The organism is Levilactobacillus sp. FUA 3915, from assembly GCF_044053135.1.
GTDB lineage: Bacteria > Bacillota > Bacilli > Lactobacillales > Lactobacillaceae > Levilactobacillus > Levilactobacillus lanxiensis.
Genome location: NZ_CP168704.1, coordinates 865,976 through 889,814, shown reverse-complemented (window position 1 = coordinate 889,814; position 23,839 = coordinate 865,976). Strand labels below are relative to the sequence as shown.

Here is a 23,839-nt window from a genome sequence, read left to right as displayed (position 1 = left end):
TAACGATGAGTGAAATATTAACGATTGGCGAACCGATTGTGACGTTTGCCTCCAAGGAACCAGACGTTTCATTGCGTGACGCCCTTGATTTCCATAAAATTTTAGGTGGCGCAGAACTTAACGTGGCCATTGGTGCACAACGGTTGGGGCATTCGGTGGATTACATTTCTCAAGTAGGGGAAGAACCGCTGGGCGATTACGTCATCAAAACCATTAAGGAACACCAAGTGGGGACCCGCTACATTACCCGCGATGCCCAGAATTGGACGGCCTTCCAACTCAAGGACCGGGTTACCCATGGCAATCCCACGACCCACAACTATCGGCGAGGGTCTGCGGCGGCGCACTTAACGCCGGCGGTAGTGGAAAAGATTGATTTGACGGGCGTTCAAGCAGCCCACATGTCCGGTATCTTCCCCGCAATCTCGGCGACGGCCGAAGCCGCTTTCCGGAAGCTCTTAAGTCGGCTAGAAGCGGAAGATATTCTAACCACGTTTGACCCCAACCTGCGGCCAACGCTATGGCCTAGCCGGGAAAAGATGGCGGCGACGCTAAACGAACTGGCGGGGCACGCCGATATTGTTTTGCCCGGTGTCGAAGAAGGCCAAATCTTGATGGGGTCTTCTGATCCCGAGGCCATCGCCGATTTTTACTTGCAGGGTGAACGGACGAAGGTTGTCATCGTTAAGGTGGGGCCAGATGGCGCCTACGTGAAGACGAACACCGACGAAAGCTATACGGTTAAGGGCTTTAAAGTGGCCGAGGTGGCTGACACGGTGGGTGCCGGCGACGGCTTTGCGATGGGCGTGCTCACCGCATTACTCGAGAAGAAGTCATTGAAGTCCGCCGTGATGCGGGGGAACGCTGTCGGTGCCCTTCAGGTGCAAACGTATGGGGACAACGATGGTTACCCAACACCTAGTGAATTACAGGCATTTTACCAACGAGAAGGAGTTGTCGAAGACTAATGGATTTACAAGTAGCGATTGACCGGGTGACCTTAGATAAGGCCGTTGACCTGGCGCAACAACTGGATGGACAGGTTGACATTATTGAATTTGGGACGTCCTTGATTAAGGATTACGGCTTGGAACAAATCCAGGCCCGTCTGCCCAAGTTGCAGCATGCCAAATTGCTGTTAGACCTGAAGACCATCGATGAAGGTAATTATGAATTCGATAAAGGATTTGCCGTCGGGGATATTTTAACCGTGATGGGTACCGCTTCCCCAGATACGTTGACCAGCGTTTATCAACTGACGCAGTCGCGTGGCAAGCAGATGTTTATTGATATGATGGAGATTACCGCTGCCAAGACGGCCCAAATTGTGGGTTACCCAGACGCGATTTATGGCATTCACCACGCGAAGGACTCACAGGCCGGTTTTGACGCCGCTGCCACTGTTGCCGACTTCCACGAAAGCTTCCCCGAAGTTCAGCACATTTCCGTTGCCGGTGGCATTGATTTGCCAATGGCCCAAAAGTTAGCCACCCAAGGACTGGCTGAGTCGGTTATCGTTGGTGGGGCTATCGTAAAGACGGCTGATCCAGTTGCTGCAGCACAAAAGTTTATGGAGGTTATGCACTAATGACATTGATTGATCAGATTACGCAAGAAGTGAATGAGGTTATGGGGATGATTGACGAAAGCCAATTAGACCAAGCTGAAAAATTGATTCAAAAGGACCAACGCATCTTCGTCTTGGGTGCCGGTCGTTCTGGCTTGATGGCCAAGGGCTTTGCCATGCGGCTGATGCACATTGGCTACACCGTTTTCGTGATTGGCGAAACGATTACGCCATCCGTTCAAGCGGGAGACGTGCTGTTGGCCGTTTCCGGTTCTGGTAAAACGGCCAGCATCTTGGAACTGGCAACTAAGGCCGCAGACAACGGTGTGACAGTGATTTCCGTGACCAGTCATGCTGACTCACCATTAGGCAAAGTGGGCCAGGCAGTTATCGTGGTTCCCGGGGCAACCAAGTCTGGCGATGGCGTTAAGTCCATCCAACTGCTCAGTACCTTGTTTGATCAGAGTGTTCATTTGACGTTAGACGCTCTGTGCTTAAAACTCAGCCGGCGGGATAACGTTTCAAATGCCTCAGCTGCGGCAACCCATAGCAACATGGAATAAACGGCGACCACACCAAAAGACAATGGCTTGAGGCCATTGTCTTTTTTCATACCAAGCTTTTGCGTGGCATGCTAGAATCATGATAAACTAGTGAGCGATGTTATCGATGTGACGACAGCGTTCATACATAAATTAAAAGGTAATGGAGCGAATAAAGCTAATGGCTAGAGCAAATAAAAATGCAAATATTAAAGATGTTGCGGCGTTAGCAGGCGTCTCGATTGCAACGGTGTCACGTTTTCTAAACGGCAATTTAGGCCGCATGTCCGCGGCAACCGCGACTAAGGTTCAAGACGCCATTAAAAAATTGGATTATGTGCCCAATTCGGTTGCCCGACAAATGATTACGCAATCAAGTAAGCTCATTGCCGTGATGGTTGCGAACATTGATGATTGCTTCTCAACAGATTTGTTTAAGGGAATTAGTTCTATCCTGGAAAGTCAGGGGTATATTGGGGTCCTGCTCGATGCCAACGCTGACATTGAACGGGAAAAGACTTTGTTGCGGGCCATTGGTTCGCGCGGCTTTGATGGGTTAATCCTGCAATCCTTCAGTAATCCCCAAACGGTGCAGGAAATCTTGCACCAGCAAATTCCCGTGGTCAGCGTTGACCGGGAAATGGATGCCTGTCCGTGGCCTCAGGTAGTGACGGATAACTTTGAGGCGGCTAAGGCGGCAACGGCACATTTCCAAGAGCAAGGCTATCAGCATGTGGTCGTCTTGACGTCTGAGCTGGAACTCAGCCGTACCCGACAAGAACGGTACCGGGGAATTCTAGCGGCGGCTCAGAATGTGGATGTCTTAGAGGTTTCCGAAGCCTCGTATAACCATAGCGATGTGCACCAGCGTCTAACGCAGTTGATTACCAAGAGTGATGAGAAGACGGTGGTCTTTGCCCTAAAGGAACGTTGGCTGTTGGAATTCTTCCCGAATCTCATTGTCTCTGGTGTCATTGATAATCAGAACGTGACGGCAACGGGCTTTGCGGATACGGACTTTATCCGCCGAATGGAGCCCAAACTCACGTTGCTGACGCAGAATCCCTTCTTGATGGGGGCCAGTTCAGCTGAATTGATGCTCAGACAACTTGCTGGGGAAAAAGTTGCACCGGATAAGATGATTATCCCGGCCAAATTGCAGTAGGTAAATGAATGGATTAGAAAAAGGTATTCGCCGTGGCGAATACCTTTTTTGCTTAGACGGACTATTTGATTGTTTCGCAGTGAGACTCCTGAATGGCCGCGTCACTCAGTTCTTGGCCAATTCCTGGACGAGAGGAGAAGGTGAAGACACCCTCTTGGGGTTGTTGGGCGAACTTCCCAATCCTTTCGTTGTCAGGCTTCAGCGAAATTTCGTGTTGTTCATGAATAAAGCAATTTGGCACGGCGGCCTCAAGTTGTAAGGCCATTGCCGTCGCAATTGGCGTTCCACAGGTATGGAGTTGGACGCCGATGTCGAACGCGGCGGCCATGTCACAAATCTTCTTGGCTTCGCTAATCCCCCCACAGATGGCGACGTCGGGTTGAATAACGTCCAGCAAACGATTGGTAATGAATGGCTGGAAGCCGAAACGCGTCGTAATCCGTTCACCACTAGCTAACGGCATCGCGGTAACGTTCTTTAATTGTTTCGTTAATTCCGGACTCAATGGTGAGCATGGTTCTTCCAGGTAGAAGATGTTCAGGGGTTCAATCAGGGGTAAGAACTGTTTGGCGGAATTGACGTCGAGGCCAGCATGGCATTCGACGATTAAATTAATTTCAGGGCCAACCGCATCGCGAGCAGCTTTTAACCGGTCAACTGGCAACTGGAGTTGGGCGTAGTCCTGCAGGCCGATGAGCTTTTGACCAAAATGACCGTGTTCATCGAGCATGAAGGGGTCAATCTTGATGGTTTTATAGCCCTCGGCAACGGCTTTTTTAGCCACCGCTGCGTAGTCTGCCGGTGTGGCCAAATACCTTGTTTCGGGGTCCCAACCAAACTGCAACTGGCTGGCATACGCCGGAATTTCAGTGCGGGTTTGACCACCTAAAAGTTGGTAGACGGGGACGCCAAGGGCTTTCCCCTTGATGTCCCAGAGCGCCGTGTCAATGGCACTAACGGCGGCGTAGAAAGTGGTGCCACTGCTTTTACCCCAGAAGGTGCGTTGGTAAAACTGTTGCCAAATTTTTTCGGTATTCCGAGGATCTTGGCCAATGATGAGCTGAGAGAGGTCTTTTAGACTTCCCAGCGCACCATATTCCCCGTCACCATAAAAGATACCAGATTCGCCGAAGCCGCTGATGCCATCGTCGGTATTGACCCGAATGACGATGGGATGCCAGGCGCCATACTGTTGATTCCACTTGACTTGAAAGATATCAACACTAGTAATTTTCATAACTATTTGCCCCCTACTTGGTCATGTACATGTACTTATAGTTCCATTGTGCGCCAGTTGTGTTGTGCGTAATGCCATGTAAGTTTGAGCGCTTCAGGTAGTAATTGTAGTTTTGGTAGAGAGGCGTTAAAGCTTGATCATCTGACAGGAGTTTTTCAGCTTTTAACAGTTTTTGCCAACGGTCGGTCGCACTCAGATTATCGGTGGTTGAATCATCAATTAACTTGTCATAGGTCTTGTTCTTCCAAGCGCCGTAGTTTTGCGGATTGGTGCTGAGCATTGGTTGGAGAAATTCGATGGGGTCAGCGATATCGGCGCCACGCCCACCCAGGTAAGCCTCAAATTGGCCTTCGGTACTGCGTTGGTAGGCGATTTGGTCGGGCACATTTTGCAGCTTGATGGTCAAGCCAGGGAGCTGCTTTTCAGCATTGGCCTTGATCAATTCTGCGAGTTTGCTTGAGGTATCGCCCGTTGGGGTCATTAGTGAGAAGGTCAGCGATTTCGTATTCAGTTGACTGAGCCCCTTCTTCCAGTAGGATTTGGCTAACTTGGTGTCATAACGAACGCTGTCGCCACCGGCTTGTAGCTCAGCGAAGTCTTGGTTCTTAGCGTTGTAACCCAGGTAGCGGGTCACCACACCAGTTGGCTCCAGACCAGATCCATTCAGAAGGTCATTAACGATTTGTTTCCGGTCAATGGTTAAGGAAATAGCCTTACGGATGTTGATGTTGTTAAAGGCCTTGTTCAATTCTGAATTCTTAATACCTTGATTATAAATTAAGTAATTCATGTAGGAATAGGGACCCGTGTACAGTTGATGACTGTGTTTGAAATTCTTAAATTGGTCACTGGTTAGAATCGTGAAGTCCAGTTTTTTAGCCTGATAGAGATTTAGACTAGTTTGCGGGTCGACTTCGTAAAGCATGTTAATTCTGTGCATTTTAACTTTGTCTTTGTCCCAATACTTGTTGTTTTTGACAAAGCTCCAGGTGGTGCCCTGTGGTTTCCACTTAGTCATATTGTAAGGACCTGAGAAGACGACTTTGTCTGGGGCTGTTCCGTAATCCTTGCCATACTTATCCACAATTTTTTTGTCCTGTGGGGAGAAGGCTTGGTAGGTCATCAACTTGTTAAAGTAAGCAATTGGATGATCCAGAGTAACGACAAAGGTGTGACTGTCCGTGGCCTTAACACCCAATTTGCTAACGGGGAGTTTACCCGCATTGACCGCCATGGCGTTCTTGATGCCCTTAAAAATATAGGGGTGCAAGGACTTGGTACTTGGTTTCAAAGAACGTTGCCAGGAGTACACAAAGCTCTGCGCGTTGATTGGATCACCGTTGCTGAAAGTTGCGCCCTTACGAATGGTAAACGTATAGGTCTTGCCATCTTTGGAGACGGTCGATTTGGTCGCTAATGCTGGGACAACCTTATGATCCCGGTTGAGATAGAATAGACTATCAAACATATTACCGGCTTGGTCGAATCCTCGTGACTTTGAAATATCCAGCGTTGAAATCACAAAGTTGGCAGATATGTTAGCCGTACGGACTAATTTCTGCTGCGATGCTGCTGGTTTGGAACCACACGCAGAGAGCGTGGCTAAAAGAGTCATAGCCAGGGCCACCACAGCCACCGACTTATGACGCGTTAAACGAAAAGACATAATATTAACCTCCCAATAAAATCTATTAACCAAACTGCCAGGTCAATTCAACCGTGAAAATTAGAAGTGATTTGGCAGAACCACAGCCATTATAACCACAAGGGTGTAAGCGCTTCAACAGATAACTTTTGGGGTAGTTGATTATTTTGAACGTGACTGATGATCTAGAGCATGCTGGTCAAGGGATTAGTGGTCTTTGGGAAAATGAAAATTAATGAAAAACGTTCGCTACTTTCTGAAACCGTGAGAAAGTAACGGACGTTAATTAGTTTGGCTTAAATAACTTCTGCGCCTAGGCAGGTCTTAAAGTGGTTCAACGCCCAAGTATGGCCAGCGGGATCGAAGCTAGCCACCGCATCGGCGGGGATGATGATGTGGTAGCCGAGGTTGTAGGCATCCACGGCAGTATGCAGGACACAGATATCGGTACAAACGCCCGTGAGAATCAGGGTGTCCACGTGGCGTTCACGCAAACGTAGGTCGAGATCCGTACCGGCAAATGAACTGTAGCGGGTTTTATCGAATTGCCACACGTTTTCAGCGATTTGATTTTGGTCAAACCACGTCTTCACATCGCCAAACAACTCGCGGCCCCAACTGTTGCGAACATTGTGGGGTGGGAAGAGCCTGGTTTCGGGATGGTAGGGGTCGTTCGGCGTATGAACGTCGGTCGGTAGGAGTACCCAACCGCCAGCCTGGTGCGTTTCGTCGGCTAGTTTGGTAATGGCCGGTGCCAAGAGCTGTCCCGGTTGGCCGCAAGTCAGTGTCCCAGTGTCTGCCACAAAATCATTGGTGTAATCGATGATCAACAAAGCTTGATTTGTCATGAAAAATCCCCCGTTTTCAATCGTTTTCACCAGTATGTCGAAGCCCACGAGTGAAGTCAAAGGATTACGCTATTTATTTTGTTATATCAACCAACGTGATGTGGAATGATTTGGGAAGACTACGGTGTAGCTAACGGTAATTCTATAAGTCATAACACATTACCCTCTACCTTGTTGTGAGATTAAGATGATTAATAGGACGAAGGTTTCCAAATAATACTATATTGAGTTAGTTCTACATAGATGGAGGAAGCGTCATGAAAAATATGAAACGGATTTTAATGGCCAGTTTGGCCGTTTTAGGATTAGGCATTGGCTTAGTGGGGATGACTCAGGTTGTTGGCACCACAACGGCATCTGCTAGTGTGAAGAAGTTGAGCCTGAAAGAGGCGGTTAAATTAACGAATCACTACAACTTATTTAAAGTTGTCAAAATGGATAAGCTGAAATTAAACAGTCAGGGAAAGATTGCCAAAGATAAGCATTTCGCCGCTGGTGCGGAGCGTTACAAGAACGGCTGGAAGCTCAGTTATGCTGGCCTAGGCGGTGGTTATCGGGCTAATTTGACGTTAGTGCCTAAGGGAAGCAAAAAGATTGCTGTAACCAGAACGTATGGCGAATCATATGAACCCGGAACCACGACCAAGCACCGGACCATTGCGCGTAAACTGTCCAAAAAGGTCTGGCACAAAGGCTTCCCCAAGTTCTTACGGCACAAGTCATTCTACGCCAACATGTATTCCAAGAAGGGCGTTAGCGGCTACTACTTCTTCGCTTTCCGTAAGACGGCCTTAACGGAAGGCCTCGGCCAGGCTGGCGACACGGGTCTGAGCGGCGTACAGTACAAGAAGCGGGGGACAAACTATTACCTCAAAGGTAAGATTGAAGCTCCCGGTCTCACGAAAGTTGAAAAGCACACGTACAAGATCCACAAGCTTTCTAGCAAATCGTTTACGGCCACTAGCCTAACCACGTTTCACGGTAAGAAAGTTCGGACTTATCACTATGCTAAGCACGTCCCTAAAATTATTTGGTAACAGTCAAACTGCTCAAGTCCTTTCAATGGATTTGAGCCGTTTTTCAATTAAATAAAAAATTTACAGTGTTTTTACGGAGTTAACCTATGAACCATAAAAATTCTGTAAAGGTGTGATTTGATGAAACAGGTTAAGCGTAATCAGCTAGTATTATCTAATAGCGTGCTACAATTGGAGTACGATAAGGAAAGGAGGGATACTATGGCAACCACAGCTAGGATTCAAGTCAGAATTGATGCTGATACAAAACGAAAAGCTGAAGCCAAGCTTGCGAATACAGGCTTGACGCTTTCAGATTTCACGCGAATGATGATGACTAATCTTGCTAACGGTCAATTAGATTCTGTTTTAGAAGTTGCTAATGACGAAGTCTTGGCTTCGCTGCAGGAAGTGATTGATGATGCCACTGGTAAGAAAAAATTAAAGCGTTACGATAACTTTGATGAACTGAATCATGATTTGCTTAATTAGATGAGTGATTATCAAGTAATTGCCACCCATCGTTTCAAAAAGCATTTTAAAAAGGTTAATAAAAATTCTCGCTGGCAGGCAATTTTCAATGAAGGTGCTACCAGTTTTCAGTCACCGTGGGAATTTGTGATTCAGTGTTTTATTACTGGGGAAAAAGTTCCTGCGTACTATTACGTTCACGAAATTGTAGTTTCTAAAGAAATTCTGCAAGGATTGCGTCGCCAATATCCACAAGGGCATCTGACGACGAGGGTATTGGAACTTCATCTTGATGGACATAATGGTGACCATCTATTAATGTACGTTCGGATTGAATCTGAAAAAATTGTATGTTTGTTAGATATTGGCACGCATAGTGATTTGATCCGATGATAGTGATAGTTAACGACCTCAGCCCAACGCCGAGGTCGTTTTTACATCCAATCATTCCCACCAAACTCTTGACAACCCCTAACGACTATCGTATATTATTAGTGAATTGATATTATACGTCGTATAGCATTGCAAGGGAGGCAGTCACATGGCGATTCAAGTACCCACGGAGTTGTTGGACGGCAGTGTGCTGGGCCTACTCACACGCGAGGATCATTACGGTTACACGTTGACCCAGGAGGTCCGAGCGTTGATTCCCATTTCGGAATCGACCCTGTACCCAGTCCTTCGGCGGCTGAAGAAAAATGGTTGGCTGGAAACCTACGACGAACCCTTTCAGGGTCGCAATCGCCGCTACTATCGGCTAACGACGAGCGGTCGACAGCGGCTGGCCGAGATTCAGGCCGAATGGCAGGATTTCAATCAAGCAATCACAAAGTTATTAGGGGGCAACCAAGATGAATGAGTACATTCAGACCGTACAAAAGCTACTCGGCCAGTTAACAACGGCGGAGCAGCAGGAGGTCGTGGAATATTATCGCGAATACTTATTGGATGCCGGCATTGAAACCTACCAGCAGGCCGTGGACGAATTGGGCTCACCCCGGTCGTTGGCGCGCAAGGTTCTCGCCGATTATTCCATTAAAATGACGGAACAGGCCGGCGACCACGCACAGTCACGGTCGACCGTTCAAGCTACGAAGAACAACGTGCGGACGGTTTGGCTGATTATTTTGGCCCTACTGTCAACGCCCGTAACCATTCCCATTTTAATTGTTGTCGGTGCACTCTTTCTGGCGTTTGCCGCAGTCGTCTTTAGCCTGTTTGTGGCCGCTCTGGCGGTTTACCTCAGCATCATTGCGGTGGGCGTCATGGGGCTAGTCATGGGCGTTAGCACCATTTTCCAAGCGCCTTGGACCGGAATTTTCTATCTAGGAATCGGGTTCTTCGCGTTGGGGGCAAGCTGGATTGGCTGGCTAATTTTGAAATGGATCGGGAGTAAGGTTGCTTGGGCTCTGTCGTGGACGGCACAAAAGATTTATCACCGCTTCATTCCACGGAGTCGGGCAGAACGGGGGCGGAAACTATGAAACGAACGACAAAAATAGCGTTGACTTTAGTGGTCTTGGGGGCCATTTTGATTGGCATTGGCTGGTGGAATCATGGCGACAAAGGTGTCGTGTGGTCCCACGATTCGCGGAGCTTTCGGGTCATTCGGCGCAGCAAGCTGTCTTACCAGCCCGGCGCTTACGATAAAATTGTGGTGGATGCCCAGGCGCCGGTGACCATCAAGGCCGGCAATACCGATCGGGTGACCGCCAGCTATCTGGACAATACACAGGGACGGCCAACGGCAACGGTTTCCAAAGGCACCCTAACTGTTCGGGGTGGTCGTACCACGAAGCAGATGAGTCAGACAATCGTTGGCTTCAGCGATGACGACTACAGTAATGGGGGCGTGCTGATCACGGTGCCACGGAATAAGCATCTGACTAGTATCGACGTCAAACGGGAGAACAGCGGCGTTTCACTACGAGACTTGACCGTCAAACAGGTGAACGTGAAAAGTTCAGATGATATCAGTCTTATGAACTTGAAGATTCAAAACGGTGTGACGGTGGCGTCCAGCGATGGGGATGTTTGGGCGAGTCAAGTCAAAGCCAATCGCCTACAAGTTACGTCGGATGACGGGGATATCGGCATCAGTGATAGTCGCTTAGCCGCAACGAACAACCAGCTGACAGCCACGGATGGGGACGTCCGGCTCTCGAAAACGAAACTGGGTGGCGGTCATTTAACCACGGCGGATGGCGACGTGCATTTACAAAATAATCGGCTGACTAAGACGTTAACGGCGTCGACGGATGATGGGGACATCAACGCCCACATTGCCAAGGCGGCCGGTGCCAAGGTCGTGGTCAAAGACGCTGATATGGGGGATATCAAGGTCAAGGGTCACGCGCGGCACAGTGGTTATTGGTTACATCCGAATGCCACGAGTCAGTATAAACTGACCACAGAAGACGGCGATGTGACTGTCGGGACCGATTAAAAAATGTGTCTGGGGCAGAACCCCAGACGCATTTTTGCGTACCTGTTTATCTGGCCGAAACGTGCGACAAAAGGCAGCCGGGTCCGCTTAAAACGGCTAACCAAACAATCCAAGACCGGGATTATTCGGTTAGCCGCCTTAATGCTCGCCGGCTAAGCACCTTTTGTCCCACTCTTTTGCTAGCTTTCACCGCCAAACGTGGTAAAATGTATGGACTGCACTAAACCGGACTAAACATCAAATTTACTTACATTAAGGAGACTTTATCGTGTCTGATTCATCTTACTGGCAAACTATTGCGGACCACGCCAAGGCCGAAAACCGGCCGTTCTTTAGCTTGGCACCCATGGAAGCCGTGACCAACGCCATATTCCGGCGGGTCGTGGCCAAGGCCGCTGCGCCCGACGTATTCTTCACGGAATTCACCAACGCTATCAGCGTGACCCATCCCAAGGCTAAATTTACCGTTCAGGGTCGGCTCTACGTGGCGCCAGAAGAGGCCCACATGCCGGTTGCCCAACTCTGGGGCAATGAGCCGGAGGCCTTTGAACGGGCCGCCGCTGACGTCAAGGAGCGCGGCTATGAGGCCATTGATTTGAATATGGGCTGCCCGGATGCGACCGTGATCAAGAACCACGGTGGGAGTGACCTGATCCGCAACTTTGAGACCGCGGGTGCCGTGATTGCGGCAACCAAGACGGCGGGCTTGCCCGTTAGCGTGAAGACGCGGCTGGGCTACAGTCGCCTGGATGAATGGCGTGACTGGTTGACCTTCCTGCTTCAACAGGATATTCCGTTGTTAACGATTCACCTGCGGACCAAGAAGGAAATGAGCCGCGTGCCCGCGCACTTCGAGCTGATCGACGACATCGTGAAGCTACGTGATGAAGTCGCCCCCGACACCCTGTTACAACTCAACGGGGACATCGAAACCTACCAACAAGGTTGCCAGATTGCCCAGGAACATCCCGGCGTCGACGGCATCATGATTGGACGGGGCATTTTTTCCAGTCCGTTTGCCTTTGAAAAGGAACCCAAGGAACACGACATCAAGGAGCTGTTGGGCCTGTTGAACTATCAACTCGACCTGTATGACGACTTCGAAAAACGCTTCGATACGTCCCGGTTCCCTTCGCTCAAGCGGTTCTTCAAGATTTACGTCCGCAACCAGCGCAACGCCGCTAGCCTGCGGAACGCGATGATGGAGACCCACTCCACGGATGAGGTTCGCCAGTTATTGGCGGATTCAGAATTTACCGATTAACCCTTAAAAATGAAGACACCGCTCACCATCAGCCTGTTATGAGGTTGATGGTGAGTGGTGTCTTTTTCTGTGATGGCTCTGACTTAAGGCAAATTCCTACCGGCACCGTCCCCAGAAGTGGTACTTTAGAAGTAAACACTCGGGAGGGTGACGACGGTATGGCACAGATGACGCTCACGGAAAAAATTGCAGGCAACGTTGCGCGTTCGGTGAATCCTTTAGGACTCCAACAAATGATGGCCCAACAGATTGCGACGGTTACGAAACAGGGAACGTACGCGGGGGCCAAACACGCGTTGATTTTGGGTGGTTCCTCTAGCTATGGGCTAGCCAGTCGGCTCACGGCCGCCTTTGGCATGGGCGCGGCGACGCTGTCTGTCGGCTACGAACGCCCACCACGGCCTGATTTTTTGGGAACGGCCGGTTGGTGGAATCAGGTTTTCTTCAAGCAGGCGGCGGAAAAGGCTGGCTTGCTGGCGGAAAATTTGAACGCCGACGTTTTCTTACCGGAAACCAAGCGGGCGGTCATTCAAGCCATCAAGGCCGATTTCGGTGGCAAAATTGATTTCCTGGTCTACTCAATCGCCGCACCCAAACGAAAAAATCCGGTGAATCCCGATGAGGCTTGGCGATCCGTCATCAAGCCGTTGGGCGCGCCCCTCACGGACTATACGTTGGACCTGGAACATGAAAAACTCGTCAGTACCACGTTAGACCCCGCAACGGTGGATGAAGTCGCCGCGACCAACCACGTGATGGGTGGCGAGGACTGGGAACTCTGGGTCCACGCGCTACAGGCGGCCGGGGTCCTTGCCGATAATTTCAAAACGATTCTCTACTCTTACGAAGGTCCCCGGGTCACGGCGCCCATCTATCACGATGGCACGTTGGGTCAGGCCAAGCGGGCAGCTGAAGCCAGCGGCCGGCGCCTACAAGCCGAGTTGGCACCGCTGGGCGGGGAAGCGTTGGTCAGCGTCAACCGTTCCGTGACGACCAAGGCGTCCGTGGTGATTCCGGGATTTTCCCGCTACTGCATGGCGCTTTACCGCGTCGAACAGGACCGTGGCGGCCACGAACAACCCATCGACCACATTGACCGGTTATTCCGGGACATGGTCTACGGTAGCCACCGTGAAGTGGATGGCCGCGGGCGTTTGCGTCCGGATGCGTTGGAATTGTCGCCGGCGGTTCAGGACGTGGTCGAAGCCGTCTTGCCGCAAATCACGCCAGCCAACTTCACCCCGGATTTTCCTGGCTACCAGCAGTTTCGCCAGGAGTTCCGTCAGCTAAATGGATTCGGTATCACCGGGGTACCGAACGTGATGGACCCGGATGAATTTACAAAATTATCGTTTTAATAAGAGATTGATGAGAACGACACGGCTAGTGGTGTCGTTTTTCTGTGTGGTGCGAGAGCGGTTTAATCTGTGAAATACCGGGATTAGTCGGGGGCCTAGTGTCAAATTGGCGTCATCACGCCCAGAAAAAGTTCGCGCGAACGATTGCTTTTTGCTAGGGAAATGGGGCAAAAAGGTCTATAATACTTAGCAGTTTCTAGTGGCGTTAAAGGGCTTCATGACGCGGCTAGTTGAAATCGATTGAGGAGAAATTTAACTTATGACACCATCAATTCAGATTATATTTGCCAGTCAATCTGGTCGCAACCGGGCCATCGCTGGCCACGTGCAAGCACAACTGGCGTCCCGGGCACAGACCGTGATTACTGAGATTTCACAGGCCAACGCCTTTGATTTAGCAGCGAACGATGCCATTATTGTGATTAGCTATACCTTCCATGACGGCGACTTGCCAGACGAGGCCCAGGACTTCTTTGAAGATTTAAAAGAAGTTGATTTGGCACGGACCAAGTTTGCCGTTCTGGGTTCCAGTTCAAAGAAGCACATCCACTTTGGCCGGGCCGTCGACTACCTCACCATCCAGCTGAATTCCAGCAATGGGGAACAGGTCGCTGACTCAGTCAAGATTGACCAGGATCCAGACGATTCAGACTGGGCCCGCGTCGACGCACTAGCCGCCCAAGTGTTAGCTAGCCTGCAGGTTTAGCCAGCAAGCAGATTGTGTAAGCTGCTGCGCCTGCGGCCTCCAGGTACTCCGCCTGCTGTGGGGCCGGTTTCCGCCTGAGAAGCGGGCTCCCACCTCAACTTTAAGCCCTGCGAGGGTCATGCAGGTCTCAAAGGTTGTCCCGTGGTGTAAGGCCGAGAAGAACGCTCGGTCTAACGCCACCGACACAGCCGTCTCCGTACCTGGCTGCCTCCGGCTCCTGATTGTGGGCTTCCCAACAGACTGGTTAAGCTCGGGAGTTACTATAACTGTTGGCACGCCAGATAAATTTAGGCAACAATGAGGGTGGCCGCAGTCAGGTTAAATGCCGCGACCATTGTGGGGCTACTCCCATGTCAGCCGTGAGGGCAGCGAAAATCAACTCAGCCGTGGGAATTCTCTTGCCGGCTCTGCCGGTTAGAGAATTGGTATCTTTGAGACTCGTACTTGGAGGCTCAAAGTAAGTCTGAAGACCGCTCTTTGGCTTCAGACGCCCGCCCACCGCGTTCCGGTTGATTTTCGTTGCCCGGTAAGGCGAAACCAAGGACTAGAATAACCAGTACCAACCAATGTAAGATAAAATTTAAGATGAGGTGAGACCACCATGTATTTACGGAAAGCAAAGATTGAAGAATTAGACCTAGTTTGTGACATTATCGAAGATGGCAAGAAGCAACTCGCTGACGCCGGCATCGACCAATGGCAAAACGAATACCCTAACCGCAACGTGATCAAGGGGGATATTGAAGACGGCCGAGCAGTGATTTACAACAGTGATGACCACGAAACGTTGGGCGTTGCCGCTGTGATTGAAGCCCCAGACCACGCCTACGACACCTTGCAGGGTGAATGGCAAAAGGATACCGATAAGTACGTGACGGTCCACCGGGTAGCTATCTTCTCCCATCACCAAGGAAAAGGGTATGCCTCACAATTGTTCCGTGACTTATTCGACTACATCGCGAAGAATCATCCAGATGCTGAAACGATTCGGATCGATACCCACCGGGACAATGCCAAGATGCAACATTTAATTGAAAAATTTGGGTTCGTCAAGGCCGGGCAAATCGTTGGCGTTTACCATCCAGACGACGTTTGCTTCGTTTATGAGAAGGTTTTGTAAAAAGTTTCGTGAAGACCGTTACCGGCACACCGCCGCTAACGGCCTTTTTTGTATACAGGTCAGATTGAAACAACACTAATTTTGCGGCATACTTGAAAATAGAATTAACAAACATACGCAATTTTTGCATAAAAAAAGATTGCGAAAAGGGCCCAAATCAGGTAACCTTTTCTCATGAAGTTTTAATCATACATGTTTGTGTTCGTTAACCAATGCCAGATTTATATGTAAGCGGGCAGATAGTAACGAGATTATTGTTCATTAAATGAAACGCTTGTGTAGCGGGTAAACCAGTGTCAGTCCCGAGGTAGTGAAAATCAGGGGCAAATGTTAGTGACCAGAGGCGGGCCAAGGTGTCCAGCTGTGTCGGTGGTCTTGGTTGAGTGGTTTTCTCAACTTAGAGCACGGGACGACCTTGGAAACTCACGGTTTTGGTGAGGTTTCAAGGCGAGGTGAAGGACCGTTTCTCAGGCCGGAACCGTTCCCCACAGCAGGATATCTTGAGCCCGCCGGCGGGAACGGATTTGACCACGGTCTCATTTTCACCCTCCCGGAGGCACTGGTTTAACCCGAACCAAGCGTGATCATACGTATAGAAAGAAGGAATTAGATTGCAGAGAAAACTAAGTGCCCGTCAAATGCAGATGATTGCGTTGGGCGGTACAATCGGCGTTGGATTATTTATGGGGTCTGGTTCCACAATCAAGTGGACGGGACCTTCCGTCCTTATCGCGTATATTATTTCAGGGATTTTCTTATACTTAATTATGCGGGCGTTAGGCGAAATGCTTTACGTTCACCCCACAACCGGGTCGTTTGCGACCTTCGCTTCCGAATACATGCATCCCGTCTTTGGTTACCTGACCGCCTGGAGTAACATCTTCCAGTTCATCGTGGTCGGCATGAGTGAAATGATTGCGCTGGGCGGATACTTCCGGTTCTGGTGGCCCAACCTACCGGACTGGATACCGGGTCTGGTGGCCATCACCTTCCTCTGTATCGCCAACCTGATCTCCGTGAAAATGTTCGGGGAGCTAGAATTCTGGTTTGCCCTGATTAAGGTGGTCACGATTATTTTAATGATCATTGCTGGTCTGGGTGTCATCCTGTTTGGGTTTGGCAATGGCGGTCACGCGGTAGGTATCAGTAACCTGTGGACCCACGGCGGCTTCTTCACCGGTGGCGCCAAGGGCTTCATTTACGCGTTGGCCATCGTGTTGGCGTCGTATCAAGGTATCGAGTTGATTGGGGTCACAGCCGGTGAAGCTGAGAACCCACAACACACTTTGGTCGCCGCGATTCGCTCGACGGTTGCCCGGATTTTAATTTTCTACGTGGGCGCTATCTTTGTGATTGTGGCCATCTATCCGTGGGACCAATTGAACCAAATTGGCTCACCGTTCGTTCAAACGTTTGCGAAAATTGGGATTACGGCCGCGGCGTCTATCATCAACTTTGTGGTTGTGACGGCCGCGCTGTCTGGATCTAACTCCGGAATCTACAGTGCCAGCCGGATGGCCTTTACCTTAGCGGACAAGGGCCAACTGCCCCGAAAGGTCACGCTGCTTAACCGTCATGGGGTGCCATTTTACTCCGTCATCGCGATTTCTGTCGGGATTGCGATTGGGATTGTGCTCAACGTGGTCTTGCCCATGTTCTTCAAGGATGCGAGCCAAATCTTCGTGATGGTTTACAGTTCCAGTGTCCTGCCCGGCATGGTGCCGTGGTTCGTGATTCTGATCAGTGAAATCGAGTTCCGCAAGCAAAATCCGAAAGAAATGGCCAACCATCCATTCAAGATGCCGTTTGCGCCATGGTCGAACTACATCACGCTGGTCTTCTTGGCCATCACGCTGATTTTCATGTTCCTGAACCCGGAAACGCGGGTATCCATCTTGGTTGGGGTGGTCTTCTTGGCCATCATGACCATCATCTACTTCCGCAAGTACCAGCCACGCGAAAAGGTTGCGGCTAAGAAATAGATGGGTTTAACGCCTCCGTCAGCCAGGCACGCCGCCTGCTGGGGCTGACAATCTGTGTGTCATTAGCAGCTGGGGGTTCACTCGCTGTATAAAATTAAATGTGTATTGGGGCCCAGTTCGGTAGTTTATGGACTGGGCCTTTCTATGTTCTTAACTAGCCGATTAATCTTTTAATTCATCGCAAGGTTGCGGTATGATACAGTAACTGAGGTAAAAATGTCAGCCCGATTGCACTACCGACAACGAGTTATGGCAACCGAACTACAATAAGAAAGTTGACCAACCATACCGCCACCAGCGACGACTATGACCAGCTCCTGCTTTGGGGTTTTCAAACCAGAGTAAGCAACAACGCCCAACCAAGAGCCGGAGGAAGCCAGGACGGAGCCAGCTGTGTCGAGGGTGTTAGTCGGCGTTTCTTAGCCGGCTTACAGCCTGGGGCAACCTTTTAGACTTGTGGGTTTCAAGGCTAAAAGTTGAGGTGGGAGCCCGAACTTTGGCGGAAACCGACCCCACAGCAGGCGTAGTCCTGGAAGCCGCAGGCGGCCATCACAACCCGCACTTGACCTAAAGCACTAACACAATAAAGAAAACCCCAAAGAAGGAGCAAAAAAAATATGAGTCGACCAGGGAATTACGGCAAATCAAGTCGTCTAAAACAATTACGCCAGCTAAAGCGCCGCAAACAGCGCCAGGCCGGCAACGTCATCGACTGGCAACAGGTGGAGGATTTTCTCCTCGGGCGTTACCATTTGACCCAAGGCAGCAAGCGCTCACCGCTAGTGGACGCCACCATTCAGCGATTCTTCAGTGAATGGTTGACCACCGTGCTGGCACAAGGCGAATCCCAGGTGCAATGGGACATTGCCGCCACCACGGCCACCACGCTGAAACACATTGGCAATCAGGTACCCTGGCAGTTCTACGGCGTCCTGCTGGAACAAGTCATGAACTGGCAAAAGTTTCTGTTGCGGGAGGGGCCAGCCGTGCCACTGACCACGCGCCGTCAAATCGTGAAACCCCTGACGGCCACGGCGTATGCGGCCTTAGTGGCCGACCAACTGGCCGTGAACTTACTAACCGTCATGGCGACACCCATCACGCCCGAGCAACGAGAACGGTTAACGCAGAGTTTCTTCCACGATGGCCAGGTACAGTGGCCCGCGGTGGATGCCCTGTTTAGTCCGTTGGGTTATCAGATTCAGGGAACCCCAGATGACGCTACTCGTGAATGGTTAAACGGGTTGTTGGCCTTAACCGTGGCCGACTTCCATCATTAAATGACTAGGTACGAAAGGCCGGCTTAAAGCTGGTCTTTTTATTTGGAACCGGTTATCATCATTAGTGAATCAAGCAATTGGCTACTAAAGGAATTATTTAGTAAGACCGTCGGCGGACCAAGTGGCCGGCACGGAACAAGTTAGGTAATCAACTTACGGGTGGCTCAGCCATTACCGGGGCTATTCGTTTACTCTAAAACTGGTAATCATGAGACTATGATTGATGGGTAATGGGTTCAAATTCAGTTCGTCAGCAGGTCCCCCTTAACGATGGCAACAGTCGGTGAGGGGCACGGCAACAGGCCTAACTGATCAACGGGATAGTAACCCACGACGATCCAAACGAATGCGGATTGCAGATAGAAAATAGCTAGCAAATGTCAGTGACCAGAGGCGGGCCAAATCGCCCGGTTGTGTCGCTGGTCTTAGCTGAGAATTTTACTCAGCTAGAGCAGGGGACGACCTTTGAGACCGTTCCTCAGGCTCAAAGTCGAGGTGGAAGCCCGTACCATAGGCTGGAACCGGCCCCACAACAGGGCGATTTGAGCTCGCCGTCGGGAACGAACCATTTGCTAATAGATATTTTCAAAGCAGCTCGGAGATCGTAGGACTAACTTTTAGAGGAGTGAGTATGATGACTCGCAGATTAAAGGTTTCGCTGCTGAGTAGCCTAGCAATTTTAGGCCTCGGAATTGGCTTTGCCGGTGCGCTTCCAGCTGCAGCAGCAACTACCGATACCAGCAGTAGCAGCGGCAGTAGTAGCAGTTCATCTGCCACTACCACGGAAAACACGACAACGTCTGCAGACTTTACCATGGATCCAAACGCAGCTGTTTCGCTGGATAGTGCCCCAAACATTAGCTTTGGGAGCAATCCAGCACCTAACGGGAAGGTCAACGGCAATTACTTCTCAACGACCGTTGATAATCCACTTGAGGTTTCTAACCCTGGGGTAGCTACTGGGTGGAGTGTTCAGTTAAAGAACACGCCGTTCACGGATACCGCGGGCGATACCCTGAACGGCGCCGTCCTGAGCTTAGGTGACGCGAGCGTAGATGCAGCCAACGAGGGCAACCCTTCAGCTACACCAATCGCGACGATTTCGCCGCTTGAGGGTGGCAGCATCAATCAGCTAGTCTTCGCCGCCGAAGCCAAGGGTGGCTTAGGTGTGTGGGACGCAAGCTATGCCCCAGCCAAAGTTAACTTGACGGTTCCCGCTGGGCAACTTCCTGGGGACTACACCTCAACGCTGACGTGGCAGCTGAGTGAGACGCCACAATGATGATGGTTGACCGGTAGTTAATTTGGTGACTGAGGGGGAGTCAGTGATGAATCGGGGACTAAAAATTTTGCTTGCCATGGGACTGGCCATGTTGACGTTAGCCGGTCACGTACCGACGGCTGCCGCGGATTCCGTGGGGTATACCGTTAAAGCGTCGTTACCCAGTAATCAGTTGAACAAGCAGGCCGGCTACTTTGACCTGCTGACACAACCCCGGGCGCAACAACACCTGACGATTTATATTTCAAACACCAGTAACCGCCAGCAATCATTCAATGTCAGTGTGACCCAAGCCATCACCAACGATAACGGGGTGATCGACTACAGTCAGCTCAAGCCACAGTTGGATCAATCGCTGAAGGTCGGCATCAAAGACATTTTCAGTCGGGCGTCCAACCAGAAGGTCACGGTCCCAGCTAATGCCCGGAAACAAGTGACGCTCACCTATACGATGCCCGCCAAACGGCTCCGGGGAATGATTCTCGGTGGCGTGTATGTGGAACAGATTCCCGGCAAAACCAAGAAGCCAACGGCCCACTTTACCATCCAAAATGCCTTTGCCTACGCAATCGGCATCGAGTTGCAAGAGAGCCGCCAGCCGGTAGCGCCGAATCTGTTACTACATCAGATTCAAGCGACACAGATCAACCGCCGCAACTTTGTGACGGCCAATCTGCAAAACCCTGAGCCAGGCATTATGCAAAAGCTGAAGATCAATGCGCGAGTTACCAAGGTTGGCGCGACCCAGACACTCATCCGGCAACAGCAGAGTGGGCTGGGGATGGCGCCCAACAGTAACTTTAACTTTGGGATTCCGTGGGGGACCCAGAACTTACCGGCGGGGCAGTACACCCTGCATCTAACGGCCCAAGCTGGCAAACGAGATTGGCAGTTTACCCGTAATTTCACCATTGCGAACCGCACCGTCAAGCGGATGAACAAGACCGTCTTGACACCAACTCAGCAGCCTAACTACTGGTTGTACGCTTTATTAGGCCTGTTGATTGCTTTACTGTTAGCAATCATTGGCTACCTGTGGTATCGCAATCGGCACCAAAAATCAGCGAAATAGGAGGGATTGGCGTTGTTGAAATGGTGGCTGAGCGCTAGCTTGATTCTACTAGTCGTTTGCCTTGGCAGCGTGGTCGCCCGCGCTGACGCGGACTACACTAAGGCGCTACAAAAAGTGCCTCAGGGCATTCGCCTCAATCGGACAGATCCATTTGTCACGACGAAAACAACCAGTAAGAGCTCGGCAGCCGTGGTTGAGGGCACCAATCCACAGTCTCCCGGCACCGAAGCGGCCAAGTTGACCACGGGTCCCAATCAGTTTGGGGCGTTGTGGTCAACGATCGTGGGGGCGCTGAACCTGACGCAGAACCAAACGCTACGGATGTGGCTGTACCTGGGTGATCAGGACGCCCAAGCCGGTGATGGGTTAGCGTTTGTCTTGCAAAATGATGAAGCCAAATTGGCAGCCATGCCAGGTGGTAAAGTTAGCGGTCAGATTCCCGGTGAAACGCTGGGGGTCTGGGCCAAAGATACCGACGCCACCGAATCCTCGGCAGTCAACTTGGCTAAGTCCGCCATTCAGAACAGCTGGGCGCTGGAGTTCGACACGTACTTCAACGACCAGCCGGATAATCGACCGGCGGGCAAGGCAAATGCCTTTGATACCAATTATCCGGCGGTACACATCGCATCCAATTATCCCGCCCAACCCACGACTTACGTGCAACACTTTTTACCGGCAACGAACTTCTTTGGGGCGCTTCTCGGACAGAAAGATTATTTTTACAGCATGACGCACAATGGCCTGATTGCCAATGTTAATGAGCCCGATTTCTTGTCGAACGGTCAATGGCACCACCTCACTTTGAAGTGGGCGGCCAAGGCCGAAACCATGACTTATACCTTCGACGACCGGGATCCGCTGACCAATGAACGGCAACCAGGCGTCAGCCAATCGGCGCGTATCATGCCGTCTAAAATTGATCCGGGTAAGACCGGCACAGTCCGCTGGGGATTTACGTCTGCGAGCAGTCGGTATTTTGAAAATAACCTCGTTGTTTTGGAGAATATTCCCAACTTGATCGATGCGACGAGCCAAGCCACGTTAACGAACTTAACGCGGCAGCGAGTGATTCAAGCGGGGGATCAAGTTCTGAGTAACGATCGGTTATCGCTGGAATACCAACTGACCTACCACGGTGGCAACCAACCATGGTCAGATCTTCGCACCGATTTAAAAATCCCCGAAAAATTTGACGTGACGGGTGGTCAAATAATTTACGCCGACGGAACGGCCCAGCTACTAGACTTAGCGGTCATTCAGGCGGGCCGGTTACCGGTTCAACTGACGAAACAGCTGAATGCGGCAAACCCGACGGCGACAATCAGGTTGACTGGGCACGCAGCCAACGCCACCCAAACGCACAAGGTTCCGGCAACGACCAGTACGTTTACCTCTCCGGATCTGGTTAGTGCTGCGGACACACCGGACTTTATCATCAACCCGAGAACCGACCTTGAGCTACGCGTGACGAGCGACAATCCCGTAGCGCTGAAGGTTGGTCAGGATACCACGGTCAGGGGACACGTGGGTATTCTGACGTCAGAAGCCCAGCAGCCTGGGGTGGTCGTCACCCCGGTGCTAAATGGGCAGACGCTCAAAGAACAAGTTGTCGGTCAAGATGGCACGTTTCAGGTACCGCTGACTGCCGCGCAACTCCAAGGCGGAACCAACCGTCTGAAGTTGGTGGCACGCACGGAACAAGGCGATGCTTCACGCCCAGTCACCCTCGTTTTAACGGTGGCGGGTAACTTAACATTTGCGAGTATTTCCCCGAGTGAGAGCTTTCAAGCCGCCCGATTAACTGGCCGGGCACAGCGGGTTAAACGCGCCGGAGAATGGCGGTTCGCGATACCCGGGGGACGAGCGAACGCTGGACGCTATCAGCGCAGGCCTCAGCGTTTACCGCCCAGGATGGTCGGGCTATGGCAGGTTACCCAGTGTACGTGACGCCCTACCAAACAATTCGGCTTGGTCCAACGCCGACGCCCGTTCTGTCACACGTGACGGACGACAGCGTCAACGATGGGCTGGTCGATGTGGCCGGCAGCTGGACGCCGCAAACGGGTGTCTTCTTAGACATCCAGAGCAGCTCCAGCCAAGGTCGCTACCAGGGAACGCTCACGTGGTCACTGGCCAATGCACCAAGCTAGAGGAACCGGATGCCACGTTAAAACCAAACAGTCAACACGGAATGTCGCGGGTACGCTTTGACACCGTAAAGGCAGCCACAGACGACTACCGGTTAACTACTCAGTAAGCAGCTAACTGCCAACGTGACCGGGTGCCCGTCTGGAAGTGGCAAGTCCAATAGTTTATGTTCCAAAAGCAGTCGTCCGTAGAAGGGCGGCTGTTTTTGGTGGTGGAGATAAAAAACAAGTCGGAGACGGTCATCGTGGTGATGAACGGTTTTCGGCTTGTTTTGGGTTAAATGGTTAATTTTAAGGGATCATTGTGACGAAAGATTAGTTAATACCTGGCTGGGTTATCATACCAATTGGTTCAGGAAATCAAGCTATGGCTGTTTAATGGAATAGCCAATTGTACTAACTGGGTCGTAAATGAATCACCTAGAAATAGGTCAAGTAGGTGTCAGTCGTGAAAGCTAACAGCGGGTCCATCACCATTTGGAGTTATGTGCACTAAATGGTGACAGTAGAGAACCCGACCAGAAATAGGTTAAACAAGTGTAAGCCGCAGGGCTGGTGAAAATGGGCTCAGCCGTGGGAGTTGCCTTAGCGGGTTTCCCGCTTAGGCAACTGCTATCTTTGAGACGTGAACTTCGGCTCAAAGTAAGTCTGGAGACCGCCTTTTGGCTCCAGACGTGCGCCCACAGCG

General features: G+C 50.9%; 24 protein-coding genes. 20 read left to right on the top strand and 4 right to left on the bottom strand.

The window, feature by feature from the left end:
• The first annotated feature begins 5 nt into the window (after positions 1-5).
• The 4 genes from ACEPST_RS04325 (at position 6) to ACEPST_RS04310 (ending at position 3,274) form a co-directional block, all read left to right on the top strand.
• Entirely contained in the window at positions 6-968 is a 963-nt protein-coding gene (locus ACEPST_RS04325; RefSeq protein WP_204120431.1) for a sugar kinase, read from the top strand.
• Positions 968-1,588, top strand: a complete 621-nt coding sequence (locus ACEPST_RS04320; RefSeq protein ID WP_204120430.1) for an orotidine 5'-phosphate decarboxylase / HUMPS family protein — start codon at positions 968-970, stop codon at positions 1,586-1,588. Before ACEPST_RS04325 ends, ACEPST_RS04320 begins: the two co-directional genes overlap by 1 nt.
• Complete coding sequence (gene hxlB, locus ACEPST_RS04315; RefSeq protein WP_203642562.1) at positions 1,588-2,130, top strand: 6-phospho-3-hexuloisomerase; 543 nt, start codon at positions 1,588-1,590, stop codon at positions 2,128-2,130. Before ACEPST_RS04320 ends, hxlB begins: the two co-directional genes overlap by 1 nt.
• 160 nt (positions 2,131-2,290) lie before the next feature.
• Positions 2,291-3,274 carry a LacI family DNA-binding transcriptional regulator gene (locus tag ACEPST_RS04310; RefSeq protein WP_204120429.1) on the top strand — a complete coding sequence of 328 codons (984 nt, stop codon included), beginning with the start codon at positions 2,291-2,293 and terminating at the stop codon, positions 3,272-3,274.
• 61 nt (positions 3,275-3,335) lie between these two features.
• Here the strand turns inward: ACEPST_RS04310 and ACEPST_RS04305 are convergent, their stop codons facing one another.
• The 3 genes from ACEPST_RS04305 to ACEPST_RS04295 form a co-directional block, all read right to left on the bottom strand.
• Positions 3,336-4,511 carry a mandelate racemase/muconate lactonizing enzyme family protein gene (locus tag ACEPST_RS04305; protein WP_204120428.1) on the bottom strand — a complete coding sequence of 392 codons (1,176 nt, stop codon included), beginning with the start codon at positions 4,509-4,511 and terminating at the stop codon, positions 3,336-3,338.
• 13 nt (positions 4,512-4,524) lie between these two features.
• A complete protein-coding gene (locus tag ACEPST_RS04300; protein WP_204120427.1) occupies positions 4,525-6,177 on the bottom strand; it encodes a peptide ABC transporter substrate-binding protein in 1,653 nt (550 codons plus the stop codon).
• Between the two features lie 275 nt (positions 6,178-6,452).
• Positions 6,453-7,004, bottom strand: a complete 552-nt coding sequence (locus ACEPST_RS04295; RefSeq protein ID WP_204120426.1) for a cysteine hydrolase family protein — start codon at positions 7,002-7,004, stop codon at positions 6,453-6,455.
• 257 nt (positions 7,005-7,261) lie between these two features.
• Between ACEPST_RS04295 and ACEPST_RS04290 the strand changes: the two genes are divergently transcribed.
• The 12 genes from ACEPST_RS04290 (at position 7,262) to ACEPST_RS04235 (ending at position 18,647) form a co-directional block, all read left to right on the top strand.
• Positions 7,262-8,041, top strand: a complete 780-nt coding sequence (locus ACEPST_RS04290) for a hypothetical protein (RefSeq protein WP_204120425.1) — start codon at positions 7,262-7,264, stop codon at positions 8,039-8,041.
• Between the two features lie 201 nt (positions 8,042-8,242).
• Positions 8,243-8,512: a type II toxin-antitoxin system RelB/DinJ family antitoxin gene (locus tag ACEPST_RS04285; protein ID WP_204120424.1), complete on the top strand. Its 270-nt coding sequence runs from the start codon at positions 8,243-8,245 to the stop codon at positions 8,510-8,512.
• Complete coding sequence (locus ACEPST_RS04280) at positions 8,513-8,884, top strand: replication associated protein (protein ID WP_204120693.1); 372 nt, start codon at positions 8,513-8,515, stop codon at positions 8,882-8,884.
• Positions 8,885-9,032: 148 nt separating this feature from the next.
• Positions 9,033-9,350 (top strand): PadR family transcriptional regulator, encoded by a 318-nt coding sequence (locus tag ACEPST_RS04275; protein WP_203642552.1) that lies wholly within the window; start codon positions 9,033-9,035, stop codon positions 9,348-9,350.
• Entirely contained in the window at positions 9,343-9,975 is a 633-nt protein-coding gene (locus ACEPST_RS04270; RefSeq protein ID WP_204120423.1) for a DUF1700 domain-containing protein, read from the top strand. The genes ACEPST_RS04275 and ACEPST_RS04270 overlap by 8 nt, the downstream gene beginning before the upstream one ends.
• The gene (locus ACEPST_RS04265; RefSeq protein ID WP_204120422.1) at positions 9,972-10,937 is read left to right on the top strand and encodes a DUF4097 family beta strand repeat-containing protein; all 966 of its coding nucleotides are present in this window, start codon (positions 9,972-9,974) and stop codon (positions 10,935-10,937) included. The genes ACEPST_RS04270 and ACEPST_RS04265 overlap by 4 nt, the downstream gene beginning before the upstream one ends.
• Before the next feature lie 268 nt (positions 10,938-11,205).
• Positions 11,206-12,201: a tRNA dihydrouridine synthase gene (locus tag ACEPST_RS04260; protein WP_204120421.1), complete on the top strand. Its 996-nt coding sequence runs from the start codon at positions 11,206-11,208 to the stop codon at positions 12,199-12,201.
• Positions 12,202-12,359: 158 nt separating this feature from the next.
• On the top strand, positions 12,360-13,559 hold the full coding sequence (locus tag ACEPST_RS04255; RefSeq protein WP_239064463.1) for a trans-2-enoyl-CoA reductase family protein: 1,200 nt from the start codon (positions 12,360-12,362) through the stop codon (positions 13,557-13,559).
• Between the two features lie 259 nt (positions 13,560-13,818).
• Positions 13,819-14,265 (top strand): flavodoxin domain-containing protein, encoded by a 447-nt coding sequence (locus ACEPST_RS04250; protein ID WP_204120420.1) that lies wholly within the window; start codon positions 13,819-13,821, stop codon positions 14,263-14,265.
• A 601-nt stretch (positions 14,266-14,866) separates the two neighbouring features.
• Positions 14,867-15,385 (top strand): GNAT family N-acetyltransferase, encoded by a 519-nt coding sequence (locus ACEPST_RS04245; protein WP_203637681.1) that lies wholly within the window; start codon positions 14,867-14,869, stop codon positions 15,383-15,385.
• Positions 15,386-15,996: 611 nt separating this feature from the next.
• Positions 15,997-17,367: an amino acid permease gene (locus tag ACEPST_RS04240; protein ID WP_204120419.1), complete on the top strand. Its 1,371-nt coding sequence runs from the start codon at positions 15,997-15,999 to the stop codon at positions 17,365-17,367.
• Positions 17,368-17,984: 617 nt separating this feature from the next.
• On the top strand, positions 17,985-18,647 hold the full coding sequence (locus ACEPST_RS04235; RefSeq protein ID WP_204120418.1) for a hypothetical protein: 663 nt from the start codon (positions 17,985-17,987) through the stop codon (positions 18,645-18,647).
• Positions 18,648-18,889: 242 nt separating this feature from the next.
• Here the strand turns inward: ACEPST_RS04235 and ACEPST_RS04230 are convergent, their stop codons facing one another.
• Positions 18,890-19,024, bottom strand: a complete 135-nt coding sequence (locus ACEPST_RS04230) for a hypothetical protein (RefSeq protein ID WP_395390525.1) — start codon at positions 19,022-19,024, stop codon at positions 18,890-18,892.
• A 257-nt stretch (positions 19,025-19,281) separates the two neighbouring features.
• Here ACEPST_RS04230 and ACEPST_RS04225 point away from each other — a divergent pair, with 257 nt between their 5' ends.
• Genes ACEPST_RS04225 through ACEPST_RS04210 form a run of 4 tightly spaced genes read left to right on the top strand, consistent with a single transcriptional unit; the run spans position 19,282 to position 23,154 of the window.
• Positions 19,282-19,929, top strand: coding sequence for a WxL domain-containing protein (locus ACEPST_RS04225; RefSeq protein ID WP_204120417.1), 648 nt, complete (start codon positions 19,282-19,284; stop codon positions 19,927-19,929).
• A gap of 46 nt (positions 19,930-19,975) precedes the next feature.
• Positions 19,976-21,001, top strand: a complete 1,026-nt coding sequence (locus tag ACEPST_RS04220; RefSeq protein ID WP_239064462.1) for a DUF916 and DUF3324 domain-containing protein — start codon at positions 19,976-19,978, stop codon at positions 20,999-21,001.
• 12 nt (positions 21,002-21,013) lie between these two features.
• The gene (locus ACEPST_RS04215) at positions 21,014-22,951 is read left to right on the top strand and encodes a lectin-like domain-containing protein (protein WP_395390523.1); all 1,938 of its coding nucleotides are present in this window, start codon (positions 21,014-21,016) and stop codon (positions 22,949-22,951) included.
• A complete protein-coding gene (locus tag ACEPST_RS04210; RefSeq protein ID WP_395390522.1) occupies positions 22,840-23,154 on the top strand; it encodes a WxL domain-containing protein in 315 nt (104 codons plus the stop codon). Before ACEPST_RS04215 ends, ACEPST_RS04210 begins: the two co-directional genes overlap by 112 nt.
• Positions 23,155-23,839: the final 685 nt, after the last annotated feature.